This is a genomic window from Pseudomonas sp. HOU2, assembly GCF_040729435.1.
Classification (GTDB): Bacteria; Pseudomonadota; Gammaproteobacteria; order Pseudomonadales; family Pseudomonadaceae; genus Aquipseudomonas.
The window spans coordinates 4,914,641-4,938,186 of sequence record NZ_CP160398.1 but is presented as its reverse complement, the minus strand read 5'-3'; the positions used below and the strand labels follow the sequence as shown (position 1 = coordinate 4,938,186).

At 60.7% G+C, this 23,546-nt stretch carries 18 protein-coding genes; 9 read left to right on the top strand and 9 right to left on the bottom strand.

The features are described from left to right. Positions 1 to 45 precede the first annotated feature (45 nt). Positions 46 to 1,344 carry a mechanosensitive ion channel family protein gene (locus tag ABV589_RS22405; protein ID WP_095138585.1) on the top strand — a complete coding sequence of 433 codons (1,299 nt, stop codon included), beginning with the start codon at positions 46 to 48 and terminating at the stop codon, positions 1,342 to 1,344. A gap of 113 nt (positions 1,345 to 1,457) precedes the next feature. On the opposite strand, the gene ABV589_RS22400 is transcribed toward ABV589_RS22405, so the two are convergent. From ABV589_RS22400 to ABV589_RS22390, 3 genes are all read right to left on the bottom strand, one after another. Next, entirely contained in the window at positions 1,458 to 2,315 is an 858-nt protein-coding gene (locus ABV589_RS22400) for a carboxylate/amino acid/amine transporter (protein WP_367083717.1), read from the bottom strand. 323 nt (positions 2,316 to 2,638) lie between these two features. Continuing rightward, the gene (locus ABV589_RS22395; protein WP_096796629.1) at positions 2,639 to 3,238 is read right to left on the bottom strand and encodes an FMN-dependent NADH-azoreductase; all 600 of its coding nucleotides are present in this window, start codon (positions 3,236 to 3,238) and stop codon (positions 2,639 to 2,641) included. Between the two features lie 232 nt (positions 3,239 to 3,470). Further along, positions 3,471 to 3,785 (bottom strand): 3-phosphoglycerate kinase, encoded by a 315-nt coding sequence (locus ABV589_RS22390; protein ID WP_367083715.1) that lies wholly within the window; start codon positions 3,783 to 3,785, stop codon positions 3,471 to 3,473. 49 nt (positions 3,786 to 3,834) lie between these two features. Here ABV589_RS22390 and ABV589_RS22385 point away from each other — a divergent pair, with 49 nt between their 5' ends. From ABV589_RS22385 to aqpZ, 5 genes are all read left to right on the top strand, one after another. After that, positions 3,835 to 4,758 carry a LysR family transcriptional regulator gene (locus ABV589_RS22385; RefSeq protein WP_007965998.1) on the top strand — a complete coding sequence of 308 codons (924 nt, stop codon included), beginning with the start codon at positions 3,835 to 3,837 and terminating at the stop codon, positions 4,756 to 4,758. 14 nt (positions 4,759 to 4,772) lie between these two features. Then, positions 4,773 to 5,576, top strand: coding sequence for an alpha/beta hydrolase (locus tag ABV589_RS22380; protein ID WP_367083713.1), 804 nt, complete (start codon positions 4,773 to 4,775; stop codon positions 5,574 to 5,576). Positions 5,577 to 5,579: 3 nt separating this feature from the next. Then, positions 5,580 to 6,143, top strand: coding sequence for a peptidylprolyl isomerase (locus tag ABV589_RS22375; RefSeq protein ID WP_367083711.1), 564 nt, complete (start codon positions 5,580 to 5,582; stop codon positions 6,141 to 6,143). A gap of 88 nt (positions 6,144 to 6,231) precedes the next feature. Further along, a complete protein-coding gene (locus tag ABV589_RS22370; protein WP_223007649.1) occupies positions 6,232 to 8,064 on the top strand; it encodes an ABC transporter ATP-binding protein in 1,833 nt (610 codons plus the stop codon). Between the two features lie 349 nt (positions 8,065 to 8,413). Next, a complete protein-coding gene (aqpZ, locus tag ABV589_RS22365) occupies positions 8,414 to 9,109 on the top strand; it encodes an aquaporin Z (RefSeq protein ID WP_367083709.1) in 696 nt (231 codons plus the stop codon). A 125-nt stretch (positions 9,110 to 9,234) separates the two neighbouring features. Here aqpZ and ABV589_RS22360 read toward each other — a convergent pair whose 3' ends face one another. After that, positions 9,235 to 10,359, bottom strand: a complete 1,125-nt coding sequence (locus ABV589_RS22360; protein ID WP_367083707.1) for a GNAT family N-acetyltransferase — start codon at positions 10,357 to 10,359, stop codon at positions 9,235 to 9,237. Between the two features lie 279 nt (positions 10,360 to 10,638). On the opposite strand from ABV589_RS22360, the gene ABV589_RS22355 reads away from it, so the two are divergent. After that, positions 10,639 to 11,961 carry a putative porin gene (locus ABV589_RS22355; protein WP_123586864.1) on the top strand — a complete coding sequence of 441 codons (1,323 nt, stop codon included), beginning with the start codon at positions 10,639 to 10,641 and terminating at the stop codon, positions 11,959 to 11,961. Between the two features lie 171 nt (positions 11,962 to 12,132). Here the strand turns inward: ABV589_RS22355 and ABV589_RS22350 are convergent, their stop codons facing one another. The 5 genes from ABV589_RS22350 to aceK form a co-directional block, all read right to left on the bottom strand. Further along, positions 12,133 to 12,372 (bottom strand): zf-HC2 domain-containing protein, encoded by a 240-nt coding sequence (locus tag ABV589_RS22350; protein WP_367083705.1) that lies wholly within the window; start codon positions 12,370 to 12,372, stop codon positions 12,133 to 12,135. Beyond that, on the bottom strand, positions 12,366 to 12,980 hold the full coding sequence (locus ABV589_RS22345; protein ID WP_183781704.1) for an RNA polymerase sigma factor: 615 nt from the start codon (positions 12,978 to 12,980) through the stop codon (positions 12,366 to 12,368). The genes ABV589_RS22350 and ABV589_RS22345 overlap by 7 nt, the downstream gene beginning before the upstream one ends. A 191-nt stretch (positions 12,981 to 13,171) precedes the next feature. After that, entirely contained in the window at positions 13,172 to 14,293 is a 1,122-nt protein-coding gene (locus ABV589_RS22340; RefSeq protein ID WP_367083703.1) for a beta-ketoacyl-ACP synthase III, read from the bottom strand. 334 nt (positions 14,294 to 14,627) lie between these two features. Continuing rightward, entirely contained in the window at positions 14,628 to 18,539 is a 3,912-nt protein-coding gene (gene hrpA / locus ABV589_RS22335) for an ATP-dependent RNA helicase HrpA (protein ID WP_367083702.1), read from the bottom strand. Positions 18,540 to 18,752: 213 nt separating this feature from the next. Next, positions 18,753 to 20,474, bottom strand: a complete 1,722-nt coding sequence (gene aceK / locus ABV589_RS22330; protein WP_367083700.1) for a bifunctional isocitrate dehydrogenase kinase/phosphatase — start codon at positions 20,472 to 20,474, stop codon at positions 18,753 to 18,755. Positions 20,475 to 20,882: 408 nt separating this feature from the next. On the opposite strand from aceK, the gene ABV589_RS22325 reads away from it, so the two are divergent. Both ABV589_RS22325 and ABV589_RS22320 read left to right on the top strand, forming a co-directional pair. Continuing rightward, entirely contained in the window at positions 20,883 to 22,508 is a 1,626-nt protein-coding gene (locus ABV589_RS22325; RefSeq protein WP_367083698.1) for a methyl-accepting chemotaxis protein, read from the top strand. Positions 22,509 to 22,593: 85 nt separating this feature from the next. Then, entirely contained in the window at positions 22,594 to 23,502 is a 909-nt protein-coding gene (locus ABV589_RS22320; protein ID WP_367083696.1) for a DMT family transporter, read from the top strand. Positions 23,503 to 23,546: the final 44 nt, after the last annotated feature.

Here is a 23,546-nt window from a genome sequence, read left to right as displayed (position 1 = left end):
ATGCTCTAATCGCCCATCGCGTCTTACAGAAGAATCGTTGCTCACATGGATTTCAAACAGCTCTGGCTCAACGCCCAAGACCTCTGGGGTGCCCTCGAACAGCACCCGTTCCTGCAATCCGGCCTGGCGCTGATGCTGCTATTGGTGATCGCGCTGGTCCTCGGACGAGTGGCGCGCTATCTGATCCTGCACGCCAGCCGCATGCTCGGGCGCCAGCCGGCGCTGCACTGGATCAACGACTTTCGCCACAACAAGGTGTTTCAACGTCTGGCGCAGATGACCCCGTCGCTGGTGATCCAGTTCGGCCTGCACCTGGTGCCGGAACTGAGCAAAACCGCGATGACCTTTCTCGGCAACGTGGCGCTGTCCTTTACGATTCTGTTCCTGCTGCTGTCGGTCAGTGCCCTGCTCAATGCGCTGCTGGACATCTACGCCCGCACCGAACACGCCCGGACTCGCTCGATCAAGGGCTATGTGCAACTGGCGAAAATGGTTCTGTACGTGTTTGGCGCGATCATCATCGTCGCTACCTTGATCGACCGTTCGCCGCTGTTGCTGCTCTCCGGTCTGGGTGCAATGTCAGCGGTGATTCTGTTGGTCTACAAGGACACGTTGCTGTCGTTCGTCGCCAGTGTGCAACTGACCAGCAACGACATGCTGCGGGTCGGCGACTGGATCGAAATGCCGCAAGTCGGCGCCGATGGTGACGTGGTCGACATCACCTTGCACACGGTCAAGGTGCAGAACTTCGACAAGACCATCGTCTCGATCCCGACCTGGCGCTTGATGTCCGAGTCGTTCCGCAACTGGCGCGGCATGCAGCAGTCCGGTGGGCGGCGGATCAAGCGTAGTCTGTTCATCGACGCCAGCGGAGTGCGCTTCATCCGCGACGATGAGGAAGAAAAGCTCTCCCAGGTGCACCTGCTGACCGGCTACATGGGCCGCAAGAAAGCCGAACTCAAGGCGTGGAACGAGGCGCAGGGCAACGTCGCGGCGATGTCGGCCAACCGCCGGCGCATGACCAACATCGGCACCTTCCGCGCCTATGCGCTGGCGTATCTGAAAAGTCACCCGGAGGTGCAGCCGAACATGACCTGCATGGTTCGCCAGATGCAGACCACCGCGCAGGGCATTCCGCTGGAAATCTACTGCTTCACGACCACCACGGTGTGGGCTGATTACGAGCGGATTCAGGGCGATATTTTCGATTATCTGCTGGCGGTGCTGCCGGAGTTTGGCTTGAGCCTGTATCAGCAACCGAGTGGCGGGGATTTGCGTACCGGGTTGCTGCCGGCGGTGCTCGGTTCGGCGCACATTCCGGAACCCCAGAAACACCTGATGTAACGCACGCTTACCGTGTAGGAGCTGCCGCAGGCTCGGGCCGCGTTCGGACGATCTTTTGACTTTGATATTTTGAAGAGCAAAAGATCGCAGCCTTCGGCAGCTCCTACACCGGGTTACGCGGTGCGTCTGATACCCAAACGGCTGATCCATACTGCGGCGAGGATGACGCTGCCGCCGAGCAACAATCGCCCCAGCTCTTCGTGCTGATTCCAGATCAGCAGATTCAGCAGCAGCCCCACCGGCACATGCAGGTTGTTCATCACCGCCAGCGTGCCGCCGTTGACCATGCAAGCGCCCTTGTTCCACCAGTACATGCCCAGCGCCGTCGAGACCAGTCCGAGGAACAGCAACACGCCCCATTGCAGCGGTGCTTCCGGCAGAAAGTTCGCTTTACCAAACAGCAGGAATGCCGGCAATACCACCGCCAACGCGCCGAGGTAGAAGAAGCCGAAACGTCGGTAATGCGGCAGATCACTCGGGTGTTTTGCCACCAGATGCTTGTACATCACCTGCCCTGCGGCGTAGGTGAAGTTGGCCAGTTGCAGCAGCAAAAAGCCCATGAAGAAGTCCGGGTTGATCCGGTCGAAGCGAATCACTGCTGCTCCACCCACCGCGACCAGTGCTGCGACCAGCGCCCATGGATTGAAGCGTCGGTTCAGCGCATCTTCGATCAGCGTCACGTGCAGCGGCGTGAGGATGGTGAACAGCAATACCTCCGGCACCGTCAGCACCCGGAAGCTCAGGTACAGGCAAACGTAGGTGATGCCGAACTGCAACGCGCCGATCAGCAGCATGCCGCGCATGAACGCCGGCTCCACCGAACGCCAGCGGGTCAGCGGAATGAACACCAGCCCCGCCAGCACCACGCGCACCAGCACCGCGAAGTAGCTGTCGACGTGTCCGGCCAGGTATTCGCCGATCAGACTGAAGGAAAACGCCTGGATCAGCGTGACAAAAAGTAGATAGCCCATGGTCGCCTCTGTTTCGAATGGCGGCGACGATAGCGGTTTTTACATCCTGCAACCAACACAAAATCCCACTGTAGGAGCTGCCGCAGGCTGCGATCTTTTGATTGTAAAAAACACGATCAAAAGATCGCAGCCTGCGGCAGCTCCTACGGGAAGCAGTGAGTCAGAGAAATCCCAGGCAAAAAAAAGCCCGATCTCGCTAAAGCGTTCAATCGGGCTACAGCACTCAGGAGCAACAAGTGCAAAGGGAGGTTCGATGCGCGTAGAGCCTTGAAGGGTTGCGCCAGGTCACTTAAACAAGCGGCGATTATCTGGCGATTAACATATCAAGCGACCTGGGACAGTTTGGCGTTGGCCTGATTCAGGCCCTTCTCCTGGAAGTCACCGCCCAGGTTCATGCCTTCGGCGTGAATGAAGGTCACGTCATGGATGCCGATGAAACCCATTACCTGACGCAGGTACGGTTCCTGATGGTCGGCGGGGCCGCCGGCGTAGATCCCGCCGCGAGCAGTGAGCACGTAGGCACGTTTGCCGCTGAGCAGGCCTTGCGGGCCGGTTTCGGTGTACTTGAAGGTCACGCCGGCACGCAGCACGTGGTCGAGCCAGGCCTTGAGGGTGCTCGGGATCGCGAAGTTGTACATCGGCGCAGCCATCACCAGTACGTCGGCGGCGAGCAGCTCGTCGGTCAATTCGTTGGAGCGCTCCAGCGACGATTGTTCGCTGGCATTGCGCTGCTCGGCAGGCTTCATCCAGCCGCCCAGCAGGTTGGCGTCCAGGTGTGGAACGGGATTCACGGCGAGGTCACGCACGGTGATCTGATCGTTGGGATGCGCCGCTTTCCACTGACCGATGAAGGTCTGGGTCAGTTGACGGGAAACCGAGTCTTGCTGGCGGGCGCTGCTTTCGATGATCAGAACGCGGGACATGGTGTGTAGTCTCCATCCGAGAATGTTGTAGGTCGATGGAGTGAAGGTTAAACAGGGTTGTATCGATGAAAAATCGCAAATAATTGCTGCAAAGCATCGAATAATTCGTTTAGATGCACTGGCACCCCTGTGGGAGCGAGCTTGCTCGCGAAAGCGGTGTGTCATTCAGCAATGATGTCGACTGAAACGGCCAATTCGCGAGCAAGCTCGCTCCCACAAGGGATTGACGGTGTTATTTCGGGCTGCAGCTCAGGTCGATGCGCAGCCTGATGATCTCGCGGGAGAACTTGGCCGTGGCATTCGTATGCTTGCGGGCCGGGACTTCGATGTTGCGCGTACGCGGTGCTTCCGGGCCATTGTTGAAAACGACTTTGCAGATTGCATCGACATCACCGAAGTTGACGACTTTTATGGAGCCGATGTCTTTGTCGGTGTCGAAGGTCTCGTAGTCGATCTTCAAGCCATTGAGGTTCTTCTGCACATCGATCGGGTAAGCAAACGCACTCAGCGGCAGCAATGCGAGCACCACACAACAGAATTTTTTCATTCGCCAGTCTCCATGAGGGACGGCCAGCTTAGGACAAGAGGAGCTATTGATGAAAGCGCCCCGCGTGACCCTTGATCAATGGCGAACATTGCAGGCCGTGGTCGACCACGGCGGATTCGCCCAGGCCGCCGAGGTTCTGCACCGTTCGCAATCGTCTGTGAGTTACACCGTCGCCCGCATGCAGGACCAGCTCGGCGTGCCATTGCTGCGCATCGACGGGCGCAAAGCGGTGCTCACCGAGGCCGGCGGCGTACTGCTGCGCCGCTCGCGACAACTGGTGAAACAGGCCAGCCAACTGGAAGACCTCGCCCATCACATGGAGCAAGGTTGGGAGGCCGAGGTGCGGCTGGTGGTCGATGCGGCTTACCCCAGCGCACGCATCGTGCGGGCGCTGACCGCGTTCATGCCGCAGAGTCGCGGCTGCCGTGTGCGTCTGCGCGAGGAGGTGTTGTCGGGGGTCGAAGAGGTATTGCTCGAGGGCGTGGCCGATCTGGCGATCACCGGTCTGAGCATTCCCGGTTACCTCGGCGCGGAATTGAGCGACGTCGAATTTGTCGCGGTCGCCCACCCGGATCACGCGCTGCATCGCCTCAATCGCGAACTGAACTTCCAGGACCTGGAAACCCAGATGCAGGTGGTGATTCGCGACTCCGGCCGCCAGCAACCACGCGACGTCGGCTGGCTCGGCGCCGAACAGCGCTGGACCGTCGGCAGCCTCGCCACGGCTGCCACGTTCGTCAGCAGCGGCCTGGGCTTTGCCTGGCTGCCACGACACATGATCGAACGGGAATTGAAGGAAGGCACGCTCAAGCTGCTACCGTTGGATCAGGGCGGCAGCCGCAACCCGAGCTTCTATCTGTATTCGAACAAGGACAAACCGCTGGGCCCGGCAACGCAAATCCTCATCGAACTGTTGCGTACCTTCGACACCTTGCCGCTGGACGCACCGTTCGCCGCCCCTGAGCAAGCCTGACACGGAGTTCACCGATGGCCTATTTCGAGCACGAAGGTTGCAACCTGCACTACGAGGAATATGGCCACGGCACCCCGTTGCTGCTGGTTCACGGGCTCGGTTCGAGCACCCTGGACTGGGAAATGCAAATCCCGGCGCTGTCGGCGCATTACCGGGTGATCGTCCCTGACATACGCGGTCACGGTCGCTCGGACAAACCTCGCGAGCGCTACAGCATCGCCGGGTTCAGCGCCGATCTGCTGGCACTGATCGAGCACTTGAACCTCGGCCCGGTGCACTACGTCGGGCTGTCGATGGGCGGGATGATCGGCTTTCAGTTCGGCGTCGATCAACCGCACATGCTGAAAAGCCTGACCATCGTCAACAGCGCCCCCGAGGTGAAGATCCGCAGCTGCGACGATTACTGGCAGTGGTTCAAGCGCTGGAGCCTGATGCGCATGCTCAGTCTCGCGACCATCGGCAAGGCGCTGGGCAGCAAACTTTTTCCTAAGCCTGAACAAGCTGATCTGCGGCAGAAAATGGCCGAACGCTGGGCAAAAAACGACAAACGTGCTTATCTCGCCAGCTTCGATGCGATTGTTGGCTGGGGCGTTCAGGAACGACTTTCCCGGGTGACCTGTCCAACCCTCATCGTCACCGCCGACCGTGACTACACACCGGTGGCACTGAAAGAAACCTATGTAAAACTGCTGCCCGATGCGCGGCTGGTGGTCATCGCCGATTCGCGCCACGCCACCCCGCTCGATCAACCCGAACGCTTCAACCAAACGCTGCTGGAGTTCCTTGCCACAGCCGATACTCAATCTCAGGAACACTGACCCATGTTGAAAAAACTCGCCCTCGCCGCCGGCACCGTGCTGTTTGCTGCCAACCTGATGGCTGCCACGCCTGCAAAAGCACCGCACGTGCTGCTGGACACCACCAACGGCCAGATCGAAATCGAACTGGATCCGGTCAAGGCGCCAATCAGTACCAAAAACTTTCTGGATTACGTCAACAGCGGCTTTTACACCAACACCATTTTCCATCGCGTGATCCCAGGTTTCATGGCTCAGGGCGGTGGTTTCACCCCACAGATGCAGCAGAAAGAAACCAAGGCGCCGATCAAGAACGAGGCCAGCAATGGCCTGCACAACGTTCGCGGCACCTTGTCGATGGCGCGCACCTCCAACCCGGATTCGGCCACCAGCCAGTTCTTCATCAACGTGGCGGACAACGCTTTCCTCGACCCGGGCCGTGACGCCGGTTACGCGGTATTCGCCAAAGTGGTCAAGGGCATGGACGTGGTCGACATCATTGTCAACTCGCAAACCACCACTAAAAGCAACATGCAAAACGTGCCTGTCGACCCTGTGATCATCAAGTCGGCCAAAGTCATCGACTAAGCTGTACAGGGCGTTTCGAGCGGCGCTGGCCTGACGCCACGCCGCTCACACCGATAAAAGGAGAGCCCGGCTTCCGGGCGGTTATCTGATGCTCTATCGCCGTTTCGAACAACTGATCGACATATTCCGTGACGCTCCCACAGCCTCCCCGCCGGATCGTGTCTGGCCCTTCTACACCTATTATCTGAAGCAGGTCTGGCCAAGTTTTGCCGCCCTGCTCGTCGTCGGCCTGTTTGCCGCGCTGATCGAAGTGGCATTGTTCAGTTACCTGAGCCGCATCATCGACCTGGCCCAAGGCACGCCCAACCCGAATTTCTTCAGCGACCACGCCCTCGAACTGACGTGGATGGTGGTGGTCGCCCTGGTACTGCGGCCGATCTTTTTCGGCCTGCACGACCTGCTGGTGCACCAGACCCTGAGCCCCGGCATGACCAGCATGATCCGCTGGCAGAACCACAGCTACGTGCTCAAGCAGAGCCTGAATTTTTTCCAGAACGACTTCGCCGGGCGCATCGCCCAACGCATCATGCAGACCGGCAACTCGCTGCGTGACTCGGCAGTGCAGGCGGTGGATGCGCTCTGGCACGTGGTGATCTACGCGATCAGTTCGCTGGTGCTGTTCGCCGAAGCCGACTGGCGCCTGATGATTCCGCTGCTGACGTGGATCGCCGCCTACATCGGCGCGCTGTATTACTTCGTGCCACGGGTGAAAGAGCGTTCGGTGGAGGCCTCCGACGCGCGCTCGAAACTCATGGGGCGGATCGTCGACGGCTACACCAACATCGCCACCCTCAAGCTGTTCGCCCACACCAACTTCGAACAACATTACGCCAAGGAAGCCATCGAAGAACAGACGGTCAAGGCACAGATGGCCGGCCGCGTGGTGACCAGCATGGACGTGGCAATCACCACCATGAACGGCCTGCTGATCGTCGGTACCACTGCGCTGGCGCTGTGGCTTTGGACCCAGTCACTGATCACCGTCGGCGCGATCGCCCTGGCCACCGGTCTGGTGATCCGCATCGTCAACATGTCCGGCTGGATCATGTGGGTGGTCACTGGCATTTTCGAAAACATCGGCATGGTCCAGGACGGTCTGCAGACCATCTCGCAACCGGTCAGCGTCACCGATCGTGAGCAGGCCAAACCGCTGGCCGTGGCCCGTGGCGAAGTGCGTTTCGAGCACGTGGATTTTCACTACGGCAAGAAGAAAGGCATCATCGGCGACCTCAACCTGACCATCAAACCCGGAGAGAAAATCGGCCTGATCGGGCCGTCCGGTGCCGGCAAATCGACCCTGGTCAACCTGCTGCTGCGCCTGTATGACGTAGAGGGCGGACGCATCCTGATCGATGGGCAGAACATCGCCGAAGTCGGCCAGGAAAGCCTGCGCGCACGCATCGGCATGATTACGCAGGACACCTCCCTGCTGCACCGCTCGATCCGTGACAACTTGCTGTACGGCAAGCCCGACGCCACCGACGCCGAACTCTGGGACGCGGTGCACAAGGCCCGCGCCGACGAGTTCATTCCGTTGCTGTCGGACGCAGAGGGCCGCACCGGTTTCGACGCGCACGTCGGCGAGCGCGGGGTGAAACTGTCCGGCGGTCAGCGTCAGCGCATCGCGATTGCCCGGGTGCTGCTCAAGGACGCGCCGATCCTGATCATGGACGAAGCGACCTCGGCACTCGACTCGGAGGTCGAAGCGGCGATTCAGGAAAGCCTGGAAACCCTGATGCAAGGCAAAACCGTGATCGCCATTGCTCACCGCCTCTCGACCATCGCCCGTATGGATCGGCTGGTAGTGTTGGAAAACGGCAAGATTGCCGAGAGCGGTACCCACGCCGAACTGCTCGCGCATCGCGGCTTGTATGCGCGGTTGTGGGCGCACCAGACCGGAGGGTTTGTCGGCATCGATTGATCACAAAAAATCTGACTTAGTGAACTTTTGTGGCGAGGGAGCTTGCTCCCGCTCGACTGCGCAGCAGGCGCAAAGCCCGCCAACTGTGCGAGCCTGACACTACAGGTGCAGATAGTATTGGGACAGCTTCGCTGTCCAGCGGGAGCAAGCTCCCTCGCCACACAATGCCTGCCCGCCAGAAAACCGCCCCAGCCCGCCAAACACAGGCTCTGGCGGTTTTTTGCGCCTGCTGGAAATCCATCCAAAGCCTGCTGTACTCAGCCAAGGTTCCAGCGCGGAACCTGTCGTAAATCGGCAAGGAAGCACAACGCAACACAGTCTCGATAGCACGCCTATCAAGGACTCTCTCATGTCTCTGTTCAAACGTTCAGTCACTGAGTTGTTGGGTACGTTCTGGCTGGTTCTGGGTGGTTGTGGCAGTGCGGTGCTTGCGGCGTCTTCGCCGTTGGGCATCGGGGTGCTGGGGGTGGCCCTGGCGTTTGGTCTGACGGTGCTGACCATGGCGTTCGCCATTGGCCACATCAGCGGCTGTCACCTCAATCCCGCGGTGTCGGTCGGTTTGGTGGTTGGCGGGCGGTTTCCGGCCAGGGAGTTGCCGGCCTACGTCATCGCCCAGGTGCTGGGCGGGATACTCGCCGCCGCCCTGCTCTACCACATCGCCAGTGGCAAGGAAGGCTTCGACATTGCCGCCGGCCTGGCCTCCAACGGTTACGGTGAGCATTCACCGGGCAAATACTCCATGGCGGCAGGCTTTGTCACCGAGCTGGTGATGACCGGGATGTTCGTGATCATCATCCTCGGCGCCACCGACAAACGCGCCCCGGCGGGCCTCGCACCGATTGCCATCGGCCTGGGCCTGACGCTGATTCACCTGATCTCGATTCCGGTCACCAACACCTCGGTCAACCCGGCACGCAGCACCGGGCCGGCGCTGATGGTCGGCGGCTGGGCGATCGCGCAGTTGTGGATGTTCTGGGTCGCGCCGCTGCTGGGCGCGGTAGTGGGCGGGACGATTTATCGCTGGCTGGGTAAAGAGTCCACGTGAAACCACCGCCTCCCTGTAGGAGCTGCCGGAGGCTCGGGCCGCGATCGGACGATCTTTTGATCTTAAAAACAACATCAAAAGATCGTCCGATCGCGGCCCGAGCCTGCGGCAGCTCCTACAGGGATCTAGGTTTGGCGATAGGGCAAGGCTGTTCTGGCTTCCTCGGCGTACGCAAGAACGCCGGCGCGTTCCTGTTGCAGGAAGTCTTTGACGGCGGCCTTCAGGCCCGGATGGCGCAGGTAATGCCACGAATGGGTGATCACCGGCTCAAAACCGCGAATAAGCTTGTGCTCGCCCTGAGCACCGGCATCAAAGCGCTGGTAACCGTGGGCAATCGCATAGTCCATGCCCTGATAGAAACAGGTCTCGAAATGCAGCCGGTCAAACTCGGCGAGGCAGCCCCAATAACGTCCGTAGAAGCTGTCGCCCCCGACCAGACTGAACGCCATCGCCACCGGCCGTGAACCCTGCCTGGCGAAGACCACCCGAATCGCCTCTGGCATCCGCGCAGCCAGCAGGCTGAAAAACTCGCGCGTCAAGTACGGCGCCTGACGCCGCACCGCGTAGGTGTTGGCATAGCAGGCGTAGACAAAATCCCATTGCGACTCGTCCAGTTCGCGCCCCTGCAGCCATTCGAACTCGAAGCCCTGCCCCGCCACCTGTTCGCGCTCCTTGCGCATCTGCTTGCGCTTGCGCGAACTGAGCACGTCGAGAAAATCCTGGAAATCCCGGTAACCGCGATTCTGCCAGTGATACTGACAGCCGATGCGCTGCAGCCAACCCGGCTGCTCGGCCATCGCGGCGTCGGTGAACGGATCGGTGAAGTTGATGTGCGCGCTGGAAAGTTCTTCGATTTCCAGATAGCCCGGCAGACTTTTCAGCAACTCGAAACCGTCCTCGACCTTTGCCGCCAACAGCCGAGGGCCGCTTACCGGGCTGAACGGCACAGCGCTCAACAACTTGGGGTAGTAATCGATGCCGGCCCGGGCGCAGGCATCGGCCCAACCGTGATCGAACACGTACTCACCGTAGGAATGCCACTTGCGATAACTGGGCAATGCCGCGATCAGCCGATCATCTTCGACGTGCAGCAGATGCTCGGCTTGCCACCCCGTATGCGGGCCGACGCTGCCGCTGTCTTCCAGTGCACTGAGGAACGCATGGCGCAAAAACGGCTGGTTCTCGGGCACCAACGCGTCCCATGTCGCCGGGGCGATTTCTGACAGGCTTTGCAGGCGTTGCAACGGCATCCACTGACTCTCCACTTCCGGGCTTCAAAGCCCCGCGAGTATCGCTTATCGCTGCCCTTTGCACACGAGCATTCGGACGACAGCGCTCTAGATCAATAGTTCAGGACAACTTTGTATCGTCATCGACATGACATCACTTAGCCACTGCTCTGTCATAAACCATCGCGATACTCGCTCCTGTTTTTAGAGCGCCGGGTTCTACCCGGACACTGTTTTCCGACGTGCGCGTCGGTGTACCCAGGATGGTTCAGCCATCCCCTCTCATCTTCGGAGATTGCTATGCGTCTTGCTTCCACGAAAACTGCGGCGGCCCTGTGCGGTGGCCTGTTGCTGGCCATGAGCGTTCCGGCCAGCGCTGCAGTCGACGCCAAACTGCTCGACATGCTCAAGGCTAACGGTTCCATTTCCCAGGCGCAGTACGTCGAACTGCAGACTGAACTGGCCAAGGATCAGAAGGCTCAGCAAATCGCGCAACAGGCGCAGCAAGAGACCAACGAGCAGATCGCGGCGACCGCGAAGAAAACCAACGAGCTGAGCTCCTTCGACCAGAAACTCGCCTGGGCCGCCAAGACCCAGTTCAAGGGTGACGTGCGTATTCGTCAGGAGACCGTCAAGATCGACGGCGAATCCAACAACGGTGGTCGTGACAAGGATCGCCAGCGTATCCGCGCACGTCTGGGTGCCTACACCGAGATCAACCCGCAAGTGGACACCGGTATTCGTATCGCCACCGGCGGCGGCGACGATGCCCGCTCGACCAACCAGGATATGGACAACTACTTCGACAAGAAGCAGATCTGGCTCGACCTCGGTTACATCGACTACCACCCGGACGCAATCAAGAACCTGCACGTGATCGGCGGCAAGATGCTGCAACCGTGGGTCAGCATGGGTGACGTGATCTGGGACAGCGACATCAACCCGGAAGGTCTGGCCGTTACCTACAAATACCCACTGGGCAGCAGCGCCGAACTGTTCGGCAGCCTGGGTAACTACACCCTCAAGGACAACGTCGACGGCGAAGGCGTGCAGTTCCGCCACGACCTGCGTCTGACTGCCGGTCAATTGGGCAGCCGTTTTGCGATCACCGACAACCTGAAACTGACCCTGGGCGGCAGCGTCTACGCCTACCAGAACGACGAAGACAGCCGCTGCACCGGGACGTCCACACCGTGCGCGCTGTCGGTCAACGGCAACTCGGCGAACAACGAGTTCCGTCTGTACGAAGGTTTCAGCCAGATCGACATCGGCGGTCTGCCAATGCCGCTGTCGTTCTACGGTCAATACGTGAAGAACAACGACGCCGTGACCGACGCCGATACCGCGTGGCTGGTCGGCGCCAAGTCGAAAGTCTTCGGTCTGAATCTGGACTACAACTATCGCGACGTACAGCGTGACGCCGTGGTCGGCGCGTTTACCGACTCCGACTTCGCCAACGGCACCACCGGTTCCCGTGGGCACAAGTTCAAGGTCGGTTACGACATCGACAAGAACTTCGCCATCGGCGCCACGTACTTCCTGACCAAGGCCGACTTCTCCAGCCGTACCCAGCGTGACGCAGACACCAACACCCTGCAACTGGATGCGGAAGCCAAGTTCTAAAACGCGTCACCCTCTAGCCTGACGCGGGCGGGACGATCCCCATCATCCGTTCGTGTCGTCCGCGCCGGGCTATTTCTGCAGGATGCAAAAAAAAACCTGTAGGAGCTGCCGCAGGCTGCGATCTTTTGATCTTCAAAAACAAGATCAAAAGATCGCAGCCTGCGGCAGCTCCTACAGGAGATTATCCTTGCGGCGTTGCTCGGCCAGGCGTTCGGCCAGCGCGTCCACCCCCTCTTGCGGCCTCTCCGGCATCGCCTTCAACGTGGCCTGCATCAAACGCATCTGACGAATGAAGCGCCGGCAGTTGGGGCAGAACATCAGGTGATGGCGCACCATCAGTTTCTCGCGAAAGCTCAACTGGCCATCGAGATAATCGCTGGAGCGTGCCACTTGTTCCTTGCAGGTCAGCATTCGCCGGTCTCCTCAAAATGCTCCACCGTGGCGAAGACTTTCAGCCGCGCCCGATGCAGCAGCACCCGGACATTGGAGAGCGAGATCTCCAGAAGATTACAGATCTCTTCCAGCTCCAGGCCCTGTCGTTCGCGCAGCAGCAACACGCTGCTTTGCAATTCCGACAGGCTGAGCAAGGTGTGCTCCAGGCAATCACGCAATTCGCTTTCGGTGAGCAAGGCTTCCGGGGTGTCCTGATGCCAGGCGAACGGCGCCACCAGCCAATGACCGTCACCGGGAGAAAAACGATCGTCGTCGATGGTGCCATGGGGTGACGGCAGATCATCCAGCAACACTTCGCGGCGGTTCTGTTTGTAGCGGCTCTTCGCCGAGTTGGCGGTGATGGTCAGCAGCCAGGTCTTGAGACTGGAACGGCCCTCGAAGCTGCCGATATGGCGCACCACCGAAAGCCAGGCATCTTGCACCACCTCTTCAACATGGCGCTGGCCGACGATGGCATACGCCACGGCGCGCATGGCGCTCTGATAGGTGCTGACCAGTTCCTTGAAAGCCTTTTGCTCACCGGCGAGCAGGCGTTCGAGCAGTTGGGTGTCGTCCGTTGCGGCCATGCACGCCTCGTTTGCAAATACCGATTAACGTTAACGCACTCGACCCTGTGGCGAGCGAGCTTGCTCGCGCTCGGCTGCGCAGCAGACGCAAAACCGGCGATTGCGGTTCTTCAGCAAGACCGCAATCGCCGGTTTTGGGAGCGCTACGCACTCCAGCGGGAGCAAGCTCCCTCGCCACAAGGGCGGGTGCCTCAGCGTTTGCGCAGGATCACGCTGCCGATCGAGTAACCGGCGCCGAACGAGCTCAATACCGCCAGCGAACCACTGGCCAGATCGTCCTGATATTTGTGGAAGGCAATCACCGAACCCGCCGAGCTGGTGTTGGCGTAGGTGTCGAGGATCACCGGTGCTTCTTCTTCGGAGGCTTCACGGCCCAGCAGCTTGCGCACGATCAGGTGGTTCATGCTCAGGTTGGCCTGGTGCAGCCAGAAGCGCTTGACGTCGCCGACGTTGAGTTTGTTCTCCTCCAGGTGCTCGCCGATCAGCTCGGCAACCATCGGGCAGACGTCCTTGAACACCTTGCGGCCTTCTTGCACGAACAGCTTGTCACGGGCACCGATGCCCTCCTCCGCAGCACGGTTGAGGAAGCCGAAGTTGTTGCGGATGTTGTTGGAGAACTTGGTCAGCAGTTTGGTGCTGACCACGTCGAACTGGTACTTGGACGTCGCCAGGTCAGCGCGTTCGATGATCACCGCCGTTGCGGCGTCACCGAAGATGAAGTGACTGTCGCGGTCACGGAAGTTCAGGTGCCCGGTGCAGACTTCCGGGTTGACCATCAGTATCGCCCGGGCCTGGCCCAGTTGCACGCTGTTGGCCGCGGCCTGAATGCCGAAGGTCGCCGAGGAGCAGGCGACGTTCATGTCGAAACCGAAACCCTGAATGCCCAGTGCTTCCTGGACTTCGATGGCGATCGCCGGGTAGGCGCGCTGCAGGTTGGAGCAGGCAACGATCACGCCGTCGATGTCGGCGGCGGTCTTGCCGGCGCGTTGCAGCGCCTGTTCGGCGGCGCCGATGGCCATCTGGCAGAGTACCGACCATTCGTCGTTGGAACGCTCCGGCAGACGCGGGGCCATGCGTGCAGGATCGAGGATGCCGTCCTTGTCCATGACAAAGCGGCTCTTGATGCCCGAGGCCTTTTCGATGAAAGCGGCACTGGATTCGGTCAGCGCCTGGATTTCACCGCTGGCGATGGCGTCGGCGTGGTCGGCGTTGAACTGCGCGACGTAGGTATTGAAAGACTGCACCAGCTCTTCGTTGGAAATGCTGTTGGCCGGGGTGTACAGGCCGGTGCCGCTGATGACGACGTTATGCATGGTCGTTTCTCTAATCTGTTCAGGCAGAAAGCGCTGGCACCGACGTACCAACACACAAAGGGTCTATTCCCGTCCGGGGGACGCTGATCTGGCATCGCTTTATTCCGCCACGTGACCCGGCCGAAGGCTCTGGGTCACGAAACCGGCGTTTATGGTCGCGAAGTTTGCCATAAACCTTGGCTTTTGGCGCATTCTCCCGCAAAACGCACTCCCTGTAGGAGCTGCCGCAGGCTCGGGCCGCGATCGGACGATCTTTTGATCTTGATCTTTTAAAAAGCAAAATCAAAAGATCACAGCCTGCGGCAGTTCCTACAGGGGGGATGCGGGTTTGGGATCAGGCCTCGACCTGACTCCACTGCTTGCTCAGCCGCTTGTCCGAGATCGGCACTTTTGTCCCCAATTGCTGGGCGAATAGCGATACCCGGTACTCTTCCAGCCACCAGCGGTACAGCTCAAGCTGCGGATCGCGTTTGCCTTCCTGGGCATGCTTGGCGGCACGGGTCTGGTATTGCGCCCAGAGGCCGGCCAGTTCGCCGCTCCAGACCCGATCCTTCTGCACCTGCGCGCCGAGCTTCTCGAAACGCTGCTCGACCGCCTTCAGATAGCGCGGCAGCTCCTTGAGCCATTGCATCGGCGTTTCCCGGACGAACCCCGGATACACCAGATTGCTGATTTGCTGTTTGATGTCATTCAGCGCCACAGCCTGCGCCAGATCGATCTTGCCCTTGAAGCGTTTTTGCAGGCCGTGCCACAGCTTGAGAATCTCCAGCGTCAACCGCGCCACGCGCTCGGCGTGTTCGGTCCAGCTGCCGCGTTTGCGCTCAGCCAATGCCGCCAGCCCGGCGCCGTCACGGGGTAACGGGTCTTCACCTTCAAGAATGCAGCTATCGAGGCTGGCCAGCAGAATGTCTTCGACCAGCGCATCCACTCGGCCCAGCTCGCGATACAGCAGGCCCAACTCGGTGATGCCCGGCAGCTTGCTGCGCAGGAACTTCGCCGGCTCGGCCAGTTGCTGCAGCAGCAGGCGCTGCAAGGCGCGGCGATGCTGGAATTCGGCTTCAGCCGGGGTCGAGAACCGCCCTTCCTTGACCGTGCCGCCCTCCTCCACCAGCGCCGGATAGACCGTCATCGACAGGCCGGCGATCTTCTGCTGGGTCTTTTCCGCCACCGGGGCGAAGACCTTGGCCTCCACCGGTTGCTGACTTTTCGCACTCTGCGGCACGGCCAATGCCGCTTGGCTGGCTTCGGCAAAACGCGCGGTCAGCTCCGCCAGATCGCGGCCCTCGCCGAGGAACTTGCCCTGGCCGTCGACAATTTCCAGGTTCATCCGCAGATGGCTTTCGACCTGCTGCGCCGCTTCCGCCCATGCTTCATCGCTGACGCGCGCACCGGTCATGCGCAGCAACTCGCGACCGAGCGCTTGCGGCAATGAGCCTTCAGCGAAGGTCATGCGCTGCAACGCCGCCTTGATGAAATCCGGCACCGGCACGAAGTTCTTGCGCAAGGCTTTCGGCAGATTGCGCACCAGCGCTATGCACTTGGCCTCGATCAGCCCCGGCACCAGCCATTCCAGGCGTTCCGGCGGCAGCATCGGCAGCAGCGGCGCGGGCACGCGCAGGGTCACGCCGTCGCGCGGGTGATTGGGTTCGAAGTGATAACTGAGCGCCAGTTCCAGATCACCGATGTGCAGCGTGTCCGGGTAGTCGCGCGCGGTGACTTCACTGGCCTCGCGAGCCAGTACGTCTTCTTCGCGCATGATCAGCAGTTGCGGGTCTTTCTGACTGTTGACCCGATACCAGCTGTCGAACGTCGCGGTCTGATGAATCTCCGCCGGCAAGCGCGCATCGTAGAACGCGTACAGGGTTTCTTCGTCAGCGAGGATGTCGCGGCGCCGGGCCTTGGCTTCCAGCTCGTCGAGCTGTTCGAGCAACTGCTTGTTGGCGGTCAGGCACTTGGCTTTCGACTGAATCTCGCCACGCACCAGACCTTCGCGAATAAACAGCTCACGCGAGACCACCGGATCCACCGGGCCGTAATGCACTGGGCGGCGACCGACCACGATCAGCCCGAACAGGGTGATCTGCTCGTAGGCCACGACCTGGCCGCGCTTCTTCTCCCAGTGCGGTTCGAAGTGATTTTTCTTGATCAGGTGCCCGGCCAGCGGCTCGATCCAGTCGGCATCGATCTTGGCGACCATGCGCGCGTAGAGCTTGGTGGTTTCCACCAGTTCGGCGGTCATCAGCCACTGCGGACGCTTCTTGCCGATGCCCGACGACGGATGAATCCAGAAGCGCCGCTGACGGGCGCCGAGGTAATCGCCGTCCTCGGTTTTCTGACCGATCTGACTGAGCAGGCCGACCAGCACCGCTTTGTGCAGTTTCGGGTAATCCGCCGGTTCCTTGTTGAGGCTCAGCTGCATGTCGCGGCAGATCAGGCTCAACTGGCGATGGGAATCACGCCACTCGCGCAGACGCAGGTAATTCAGGAAATTCTTCCGGCACCAGTTACGCAGCGGACTGGCGGTCAGTGCCTGGCGTTGCTCTTCAAAACCACGCCACAGATTGACCAGTCCGGCGAAGTCCGAATCGGTGTCTTTCCATTGTGCGTGGGCCTGATCGGCTGCTTGCTGACGCTCCGGCGGACGCTCGCGCGGATCCTGAATCGACATGGCGCTGGCAACGATTAGCACTTCCTGCAGGCTGCCGAGTTTTGCCGCTTCGAGCAGCATGCGGCCCATGCGCGGGTCTACCGGCAGGCGCGCCAACTGACGGCCGAGCGGGGTCAGCTGACTGTCGCGATCCACCGCCGAGAGTTCTTGCAGCAGGTTGAAACCGTCGCTGATCGCCTTGCCGTCCGGCGGTTCGATGAACGGGAACGCAGTGATTTCGCCGAGGCGCAGGTGCAGCATCTGCAAGATCACGGCGGCAAGGTTGGTACGCAGAATTTCCGGATCGGTGAATTCCGGGCGACCGAGGAAATCTTCCTCGCTGTACAGGCGCACACAGATCCCCGGCTCGACCCGGCCGCAGCGACCTTTACGCTGATTGGCGCTGGCCTGGGAAATCGCTTCGATCGGCAATCGCTGAACCTTGGCGCGATAGCTGTAGCGACTGATGCGCGCGGTGCCGCTGTCGATCACGTAACGGATGCCCGGCACGGTCAGCGAAGTCTCGGCAACGTTGGTCGCCAGCACCACGCGGCGCCCCGGGTGCGACTGGAAAATCCGCTGCTGTTCGGCCGGCGACAGGCGCGCGTACAGCGGCAGGATTTCGGTGTGCTTGAGCTGGGCCTTGCGCAGCATGTCGGCAGCATCGCGAATCTCGCGCTCGCCGGGCAGGAACACCAGCACATCGCCGGGACTGCGGCGTTCGCTGCGCTCGTAGGAGGCAATTTCATCGAGGGTGGCGAGGATCGCCTGATCCACGGTCAGATCGTCCTCGACGCGGTTGCCCTCTTCGTCCTGCTCCAGGGTCAGCGGGCGATACCAGGTGTCTACCGGGAAAGTGCGCCCGGAGACCTCGACAATCGGCGCATCATCGAAATGTTTGGAGAAGCGCTCCAGATCGATGGTCGCCGAGGTGATGATGACTTTCAGATCCGGACGACGCGGCAGCAGGGTTTTCAGGTAACCGAGCAGGAAGTCGATGTTGAGGCTGCGTTCGTGGGCTTCGTCGACGATGATCGTGTCGTAGCGCTCGAGGTAGCGATCGTTCTGGGTTTCCGCCAGCAAAATACCGTCGGTCATCAGCTTGATCAGGGTGTTGGAATCGCTTTGATCCTCGAAGCGCACCTGATAGCCAACCAGCGAACCGAGCGGCGTACCGAGTTCTTCGGCGACCCGGCTGGCGACACTGCGCGCAGCGATTCGGCGCGGCTGAGTGTGGCCGATCAGACCATGCTGGCCGCGACCGATTTCCAGGCAGATTTTCGGCAACTGGGTGGTTTTACCCGAGCCGGTTTCGCCGGCGATGATCAAGACCTGATGCTTCTCCAGCGCGGCCTTGATTTCGTCGCGCTTGGCGGCGATCGGCAGGCTGTCGTCGTAACGAATCACCGGCAGGCTGGCACGGCGCGCCAGCACCTGATCACAGGACGCCTGCATGCGCGCCACCCACTGGGCCAACTTGGCCTCGTCGGGTTTCTTGCGCAGCTCAAGCAACTGCCGCCGCAGCCGGTGACGGTCGGCGAGCATGGCGTGATCGAGGTTTTTCAGCAGTTTGTCGATGGAGGGCGATTCGTCGGTCATCGGGTACGCAATTCGGTCGTCTGTTTATGCAGGGGGGCGATTGTCGCAGATTTGCCTCCTACTGTGGCGAGGGAGCTTGCTCCCGCTCGGTTGCGCAGCAATCGTAATCCGGTTGTCGGGAGGTCACTGACAGGACGCGGCGGATGGTTTCGGGGCCGCTTCGCAGCCCAGCGGGAGCAAGCTCCCTCGCCACAAATTCGTCATGCTCCGGGATTATTCGTTGTCGAGGCCTTTGCGGCGATAGGGGAAGACGTCGATGACCTTGCCGGCGCGAATCGCCTCCTGCAAACCCTTCCAGTAATCAGCGTTGTACAGCTCGCCATGCAGTTGATCGAACAGTTTGCGCTGCCCGGCATCGGCGAACAGGAACGGCGGAAACTCTTCGGGGAACACATCCAGCGGCCCGATCGAGTACCACGGCTCGGAGGCCATTTCGTCCTCGGGCGTACGCGGCGCGGGGATGTGGCGGAAGTTGGCTTCGGTCAGGAAGCAGATCTCGTCGTAGTCGTAGAACACCACCCGACCATGACGGGTGACGCCGAAGTTCTTCAGCAACATGTCACCGGGAAAGATGTTGGCCGCCGCCAGTTGCTTGATCGCCAGCCCGTAATCTTCCAGCGCTTCGCGCACCTGAGCTTCGTTGGCGTTGTCCAGATAGAGGTTGAGCGGGGTCATGCGGCGCTCGGTCCAGCAGTGGCGGATCAGCACCGTGTCGCCTTCGACCGAGACCGTCGATGGCGCGACTTCCAGCAGTTCCTCCAGGCACGCCGGATCGAACTTGCTCAGGGGAAAGCGGAAATCGGCGAACTCCTGGGTATCGGCCATGCGTCCGACCCGGTCGACGCTTTTCACCAGTCGGTACTTTTCGATCACCGTTGCGCGGTCGACGTTTTTCGACGGCGAGAAACGGTCCTTGATGATCTTGAACACGGTATTGAAGCCCGGCAGGGTAAACACGCTCATGACCATGCCGCGCACGCCCGGGGCCATGATGAACTGGTCGTCGGTGTTGGCCAGATGATTGATCAGCGCCCGGTAGAACTCGGATTTGCCGTGCTTGTAGAAACCGATCGAGGTGTACAGCTCGGCGATGTGTTTGCCCGGCAGGATGCGCCGCAGGAAGCCGATGAACTCTGCCGGCACCGGCACATCGACCATGAAATACGAACGGGTGAAAGAGAAAATGATCGACACGTCGGCTTCGTCGGTGATCAGCGCGTCGATCTGAATCCCGCGGCCTTCGCGGTGCAGCAATGGAATCACCAGCGGCCACTGCTCGTCACGGGTGTAGATGCGCCCGACCAGATACGCGCCCTTGTTGCGGTACAGCACCGAGGAAAACAACTCGACGCTCAGCTCCGGGTCTTTGCACACCCAGTCCGGCAGGTTCTCGCGCAGTTGCGACTCGAGGCGCTGCAGGTCGCCGGGCAGATCAGCGTAATCCTCGCTGAAGCGATAGTCGGCAAAGATGCTCGCGAGCATCGATGACAACTGCCCTTGCGGCTTGTAGGTGCGGGTTTGCGCAGCCCGGGCGCGGCGCAGGCTTGGCCGGGTGGTGTGGATGAACATGCAGCCATCGCTGATCAGGTCATGGCTGAACAGCCCGCAGAAGATCGAGTTGTACCAGGTCTCGGACAGCTCATCGTCGAAGCGCAGGTCGATCACGCTGATGTAGGCGCTTTTGACCAACGGCCAGCAACTGACATTCATCAGCGTCTCATCGTCGAAGTACTCGCGCAGGCGGGCAATGGTTTCGCCGACCTTTTCCTCGTAGAGGTTGATCCGCGCCGCCGACGCGGTCTGCGTCTCCTGCCAGCGCGCCTGCTCGAAGCGCTCACGCGCACCGTCGGTAATGCGCCGGAAATGCTCGCGGTAATCATCAAAGCCGTCGAGGATCATGCGGGCGATGTCGGTGGCTGGCCATTGCTGCGGCATAGATGAGACCTCGGCGTGCAAGTGGAAATCTGTGCCTGAGCTTAGCCACGGATGCCCGTGCAGGAGAAGTGCAATTTCTGCCAAAAGCGCGGCAGGGTTGTACAGCGACACAGTTTTTAGCAAAGTTTTTTGAGTCGACCGTTCGGTCAATTAACCGCCCACTCAGTCTCGCCTGCCGCCCCGCGCCAGCCCGCGAATTCTCTGGGGTTCGGATCCAATCACCGCCCCGCTGCTCTGGCTCGCGGTTTTACCGCTGTGATCCACCCTGTCGATCCAATAGAAGAACTACCCACAGATTGGTCTTACCAAAATAGTGGCACTTTGATATACACCCGCCAGCACCCGCCTCACAACAAGATCCTCGGTCCAAGAGGACGACCTCTTCCTCATAGATCAAGGAGCACATTGATGTCTATCCGCAATCTGCGCATCGGTTTGCGCGCCAGTTTGAGTTTTGCCGTATTGGCCGGCCTGCTGGTGGTGGTCGGCCTGTTCGGCCTGGGCCAGATGAAAAACCTGCGTGAGAGCGCAACGGTGATCGAGGAATCGTGGATGCCCAGTATCGAGAGCATTCACGATGCGGCGGCGAACATCGCCAACATCCGCCTTGAATCCCTGCGCCTGATCACCAGCACCCAGCCGGCGGTACGCGACACAAGCAAAGGCCTCATCAAGGTGCAGCGCGAAGAATTGTCCAAGCGCCTGAAGGATCACACCACGCTGCTGGCCAGCGATACAGAGCGGGCGATGCTCGACGGTTTGAATGGCGACGTCGCCAAATACATGAGCATCCTTGACCAGATCATCGCTCAGATCGACGCCGGGCAAAGTGAACAGGCCTATGCCCGCTTGAACAATGAACTGGCGCCACAGGGCCGGATCCTCGACAAGACGCTGGAGCAGATGATCAGCTTCAACCAGCAAGGCGCCGACAGCGCCGCCGAAGCTGCTGCCGGGGTTTATCAGCAGGCGCTGTGGATTGTCGCGACGATCATCGTGGTCGCCCTGATCGCCACCCTGTTGCTGGCCTGGCTGCTGACCCGCAGCATCACCGCACCGATCAATCAGGCCCTGTCCGTCGCGCAAAAAATTGCCGCCGGCGACCTCAGCGGCCAGATTGCCGATCACGGTCGCGATGAGGCGGCGCAGTTGCTCAGCGCCCTCGCCGAGATGCAGAACAACCTGCGCTCGACCATCCGCGGCATCAGCGAATCGGCGCAGCAACTGGCCTCCGCCGCCGAAGAAATGAGCTCGGTGATGGAGCAAAGCACCCGTGGCCTGCAACAACAGAACGATCAGATCGAACAGGCCGCCACCGCCGTCACCGAGATGAGCACGGCGGTGGATGAAGTTGCGGCCAATGCAGTGTCCAGCGCCGAGGCCTCCGAGGCCTCGAACGAAGACAGCAAACACGGGCATGTGCAGGTCAGCGAAACCATCAGCTCGATTCAGGAACTGGTCAGCACAGTGCTGGGTGCGTCGGAACAGGCCGAAGGCCTCGCCACTCAGGCTCAGGACATCAGCAAGGTGCTGGAGGTGATTCGCGGCATCGCCGGGCAAACCAACCTGCTGGCGCTCAATGCCGCCATCGAAGCGGCGCGTGCCGGTGAGGCCGGACGCGGCTTTGCAGTGGTCGCCGATGAAGTGCGCTCGCTGGCGCTACGTACGCAGAACTCCACCGAAGAAATCGAGCTGATGATCAGCAGCATCCAGCAAGGCACCGGTGCCACCGTCGGTGCGCTGCAAAGCAGTGCCGAGCAGGCCAGCCACACGTTGCGTCGGGCCAACAGTGCCGGTCAGGCGCTGGAGAAAATCACCGCGTCGATTGCGCAGATCAACCAGCGCAACCTGGTGATCGCCAGTGCTGCCGAACAACAGGCACTGGTGGCGCGTGAGGTTGACCAGAATCTGGTGACCATTCGTGACCTCTCGACCCAGACTGCCGCCGGCGCTACCCAAACGTCCGCTGCCAGTCAGGAACTGTCGCGCCTGGCGATCGACCTCAACGGCCTGGTCACGCGCTTCGTGCTCTGAATGAAAAATTAAATGCCCGATTGACGGTTGCCATCGACGGGGCGCTCGGCAACACTCTCGTCCCGATCAAGGAAGGAGTGCCATCGTGAGCGCTGTCGATATTTTCCGCATGCTGTCGCTGGCAGCCATCTGGGGCGCGAGCTTTCTGTTCATGCGCATTATTGCGCCAGTGATCGGCACCATTCCGACCGCGTTCTTTCGCGTATCGATTGCGGCCGTCGGTCTGCTGGTGATTCTCGGGCTGATGCGCATCAGCTGGGATTTCAAGGGCAAGCTGAAGACCGTGATGTTGCTCGGGGTGATCAACTCGGGGATCCCGGCGACGCTGTATTCGGTGGCGGCGCAAGTGCTGCCGGCCGGTTACTCGGCGATCTTCAACGCCACTACGCCGCTGATGGGCGTGTTGATTGGCGGGCTGTTTTTCAGTGAAAAACTCACTGCCGCGAAACTGACGGGTGTGTTTCTCGGCCTGTTCGGTGTCGGCGTGCTGACGCGCGCAGGTCCCGTGGCTTTCGATCTGCAATTGCTGATGGGCGCCCTCGCCTGCCTGCTCGCCACCACTTGCTACGGTTTCGCCGGATTTCTCACCCGTCGCTGGCTGGACCATAGCGGCGGGCTCGACAGTCGCCTTTCGGCGGTGGGCAGCATGCTCGGCGCCTCGCTGTTTCTGTTGCCGCTGTTCGGCTACAGCGTGATCACCGCGCCACCGGCAAGCTGGGGCGGGTGGAATGTCTGGCTGTCGCTGCTGGGCCTGGGTCTGGGTTGCACGGCATTTGCCTACATCATCTATTTCCGCCTGCTCAGCTCCATCGGCCCGGTCAAATCGATGACCGTGACCTTCATGATTCCGGCGTTCGGCGTGTTGTGGGGCGCGTTGCTGCTGGATGAGCCATTGTCGATGGCGCACCTGTATGGCGGAGTGTTGATTGCGCTGGCGCTGTGGCTGGTGTTGAAGCCGGCGGAGGTGAAGCCTGCTGCCGCGACCGCCGGTTAGACTCGTTGCGTTATTGAGATAACTATCGCGAGCAGGCTCACTCC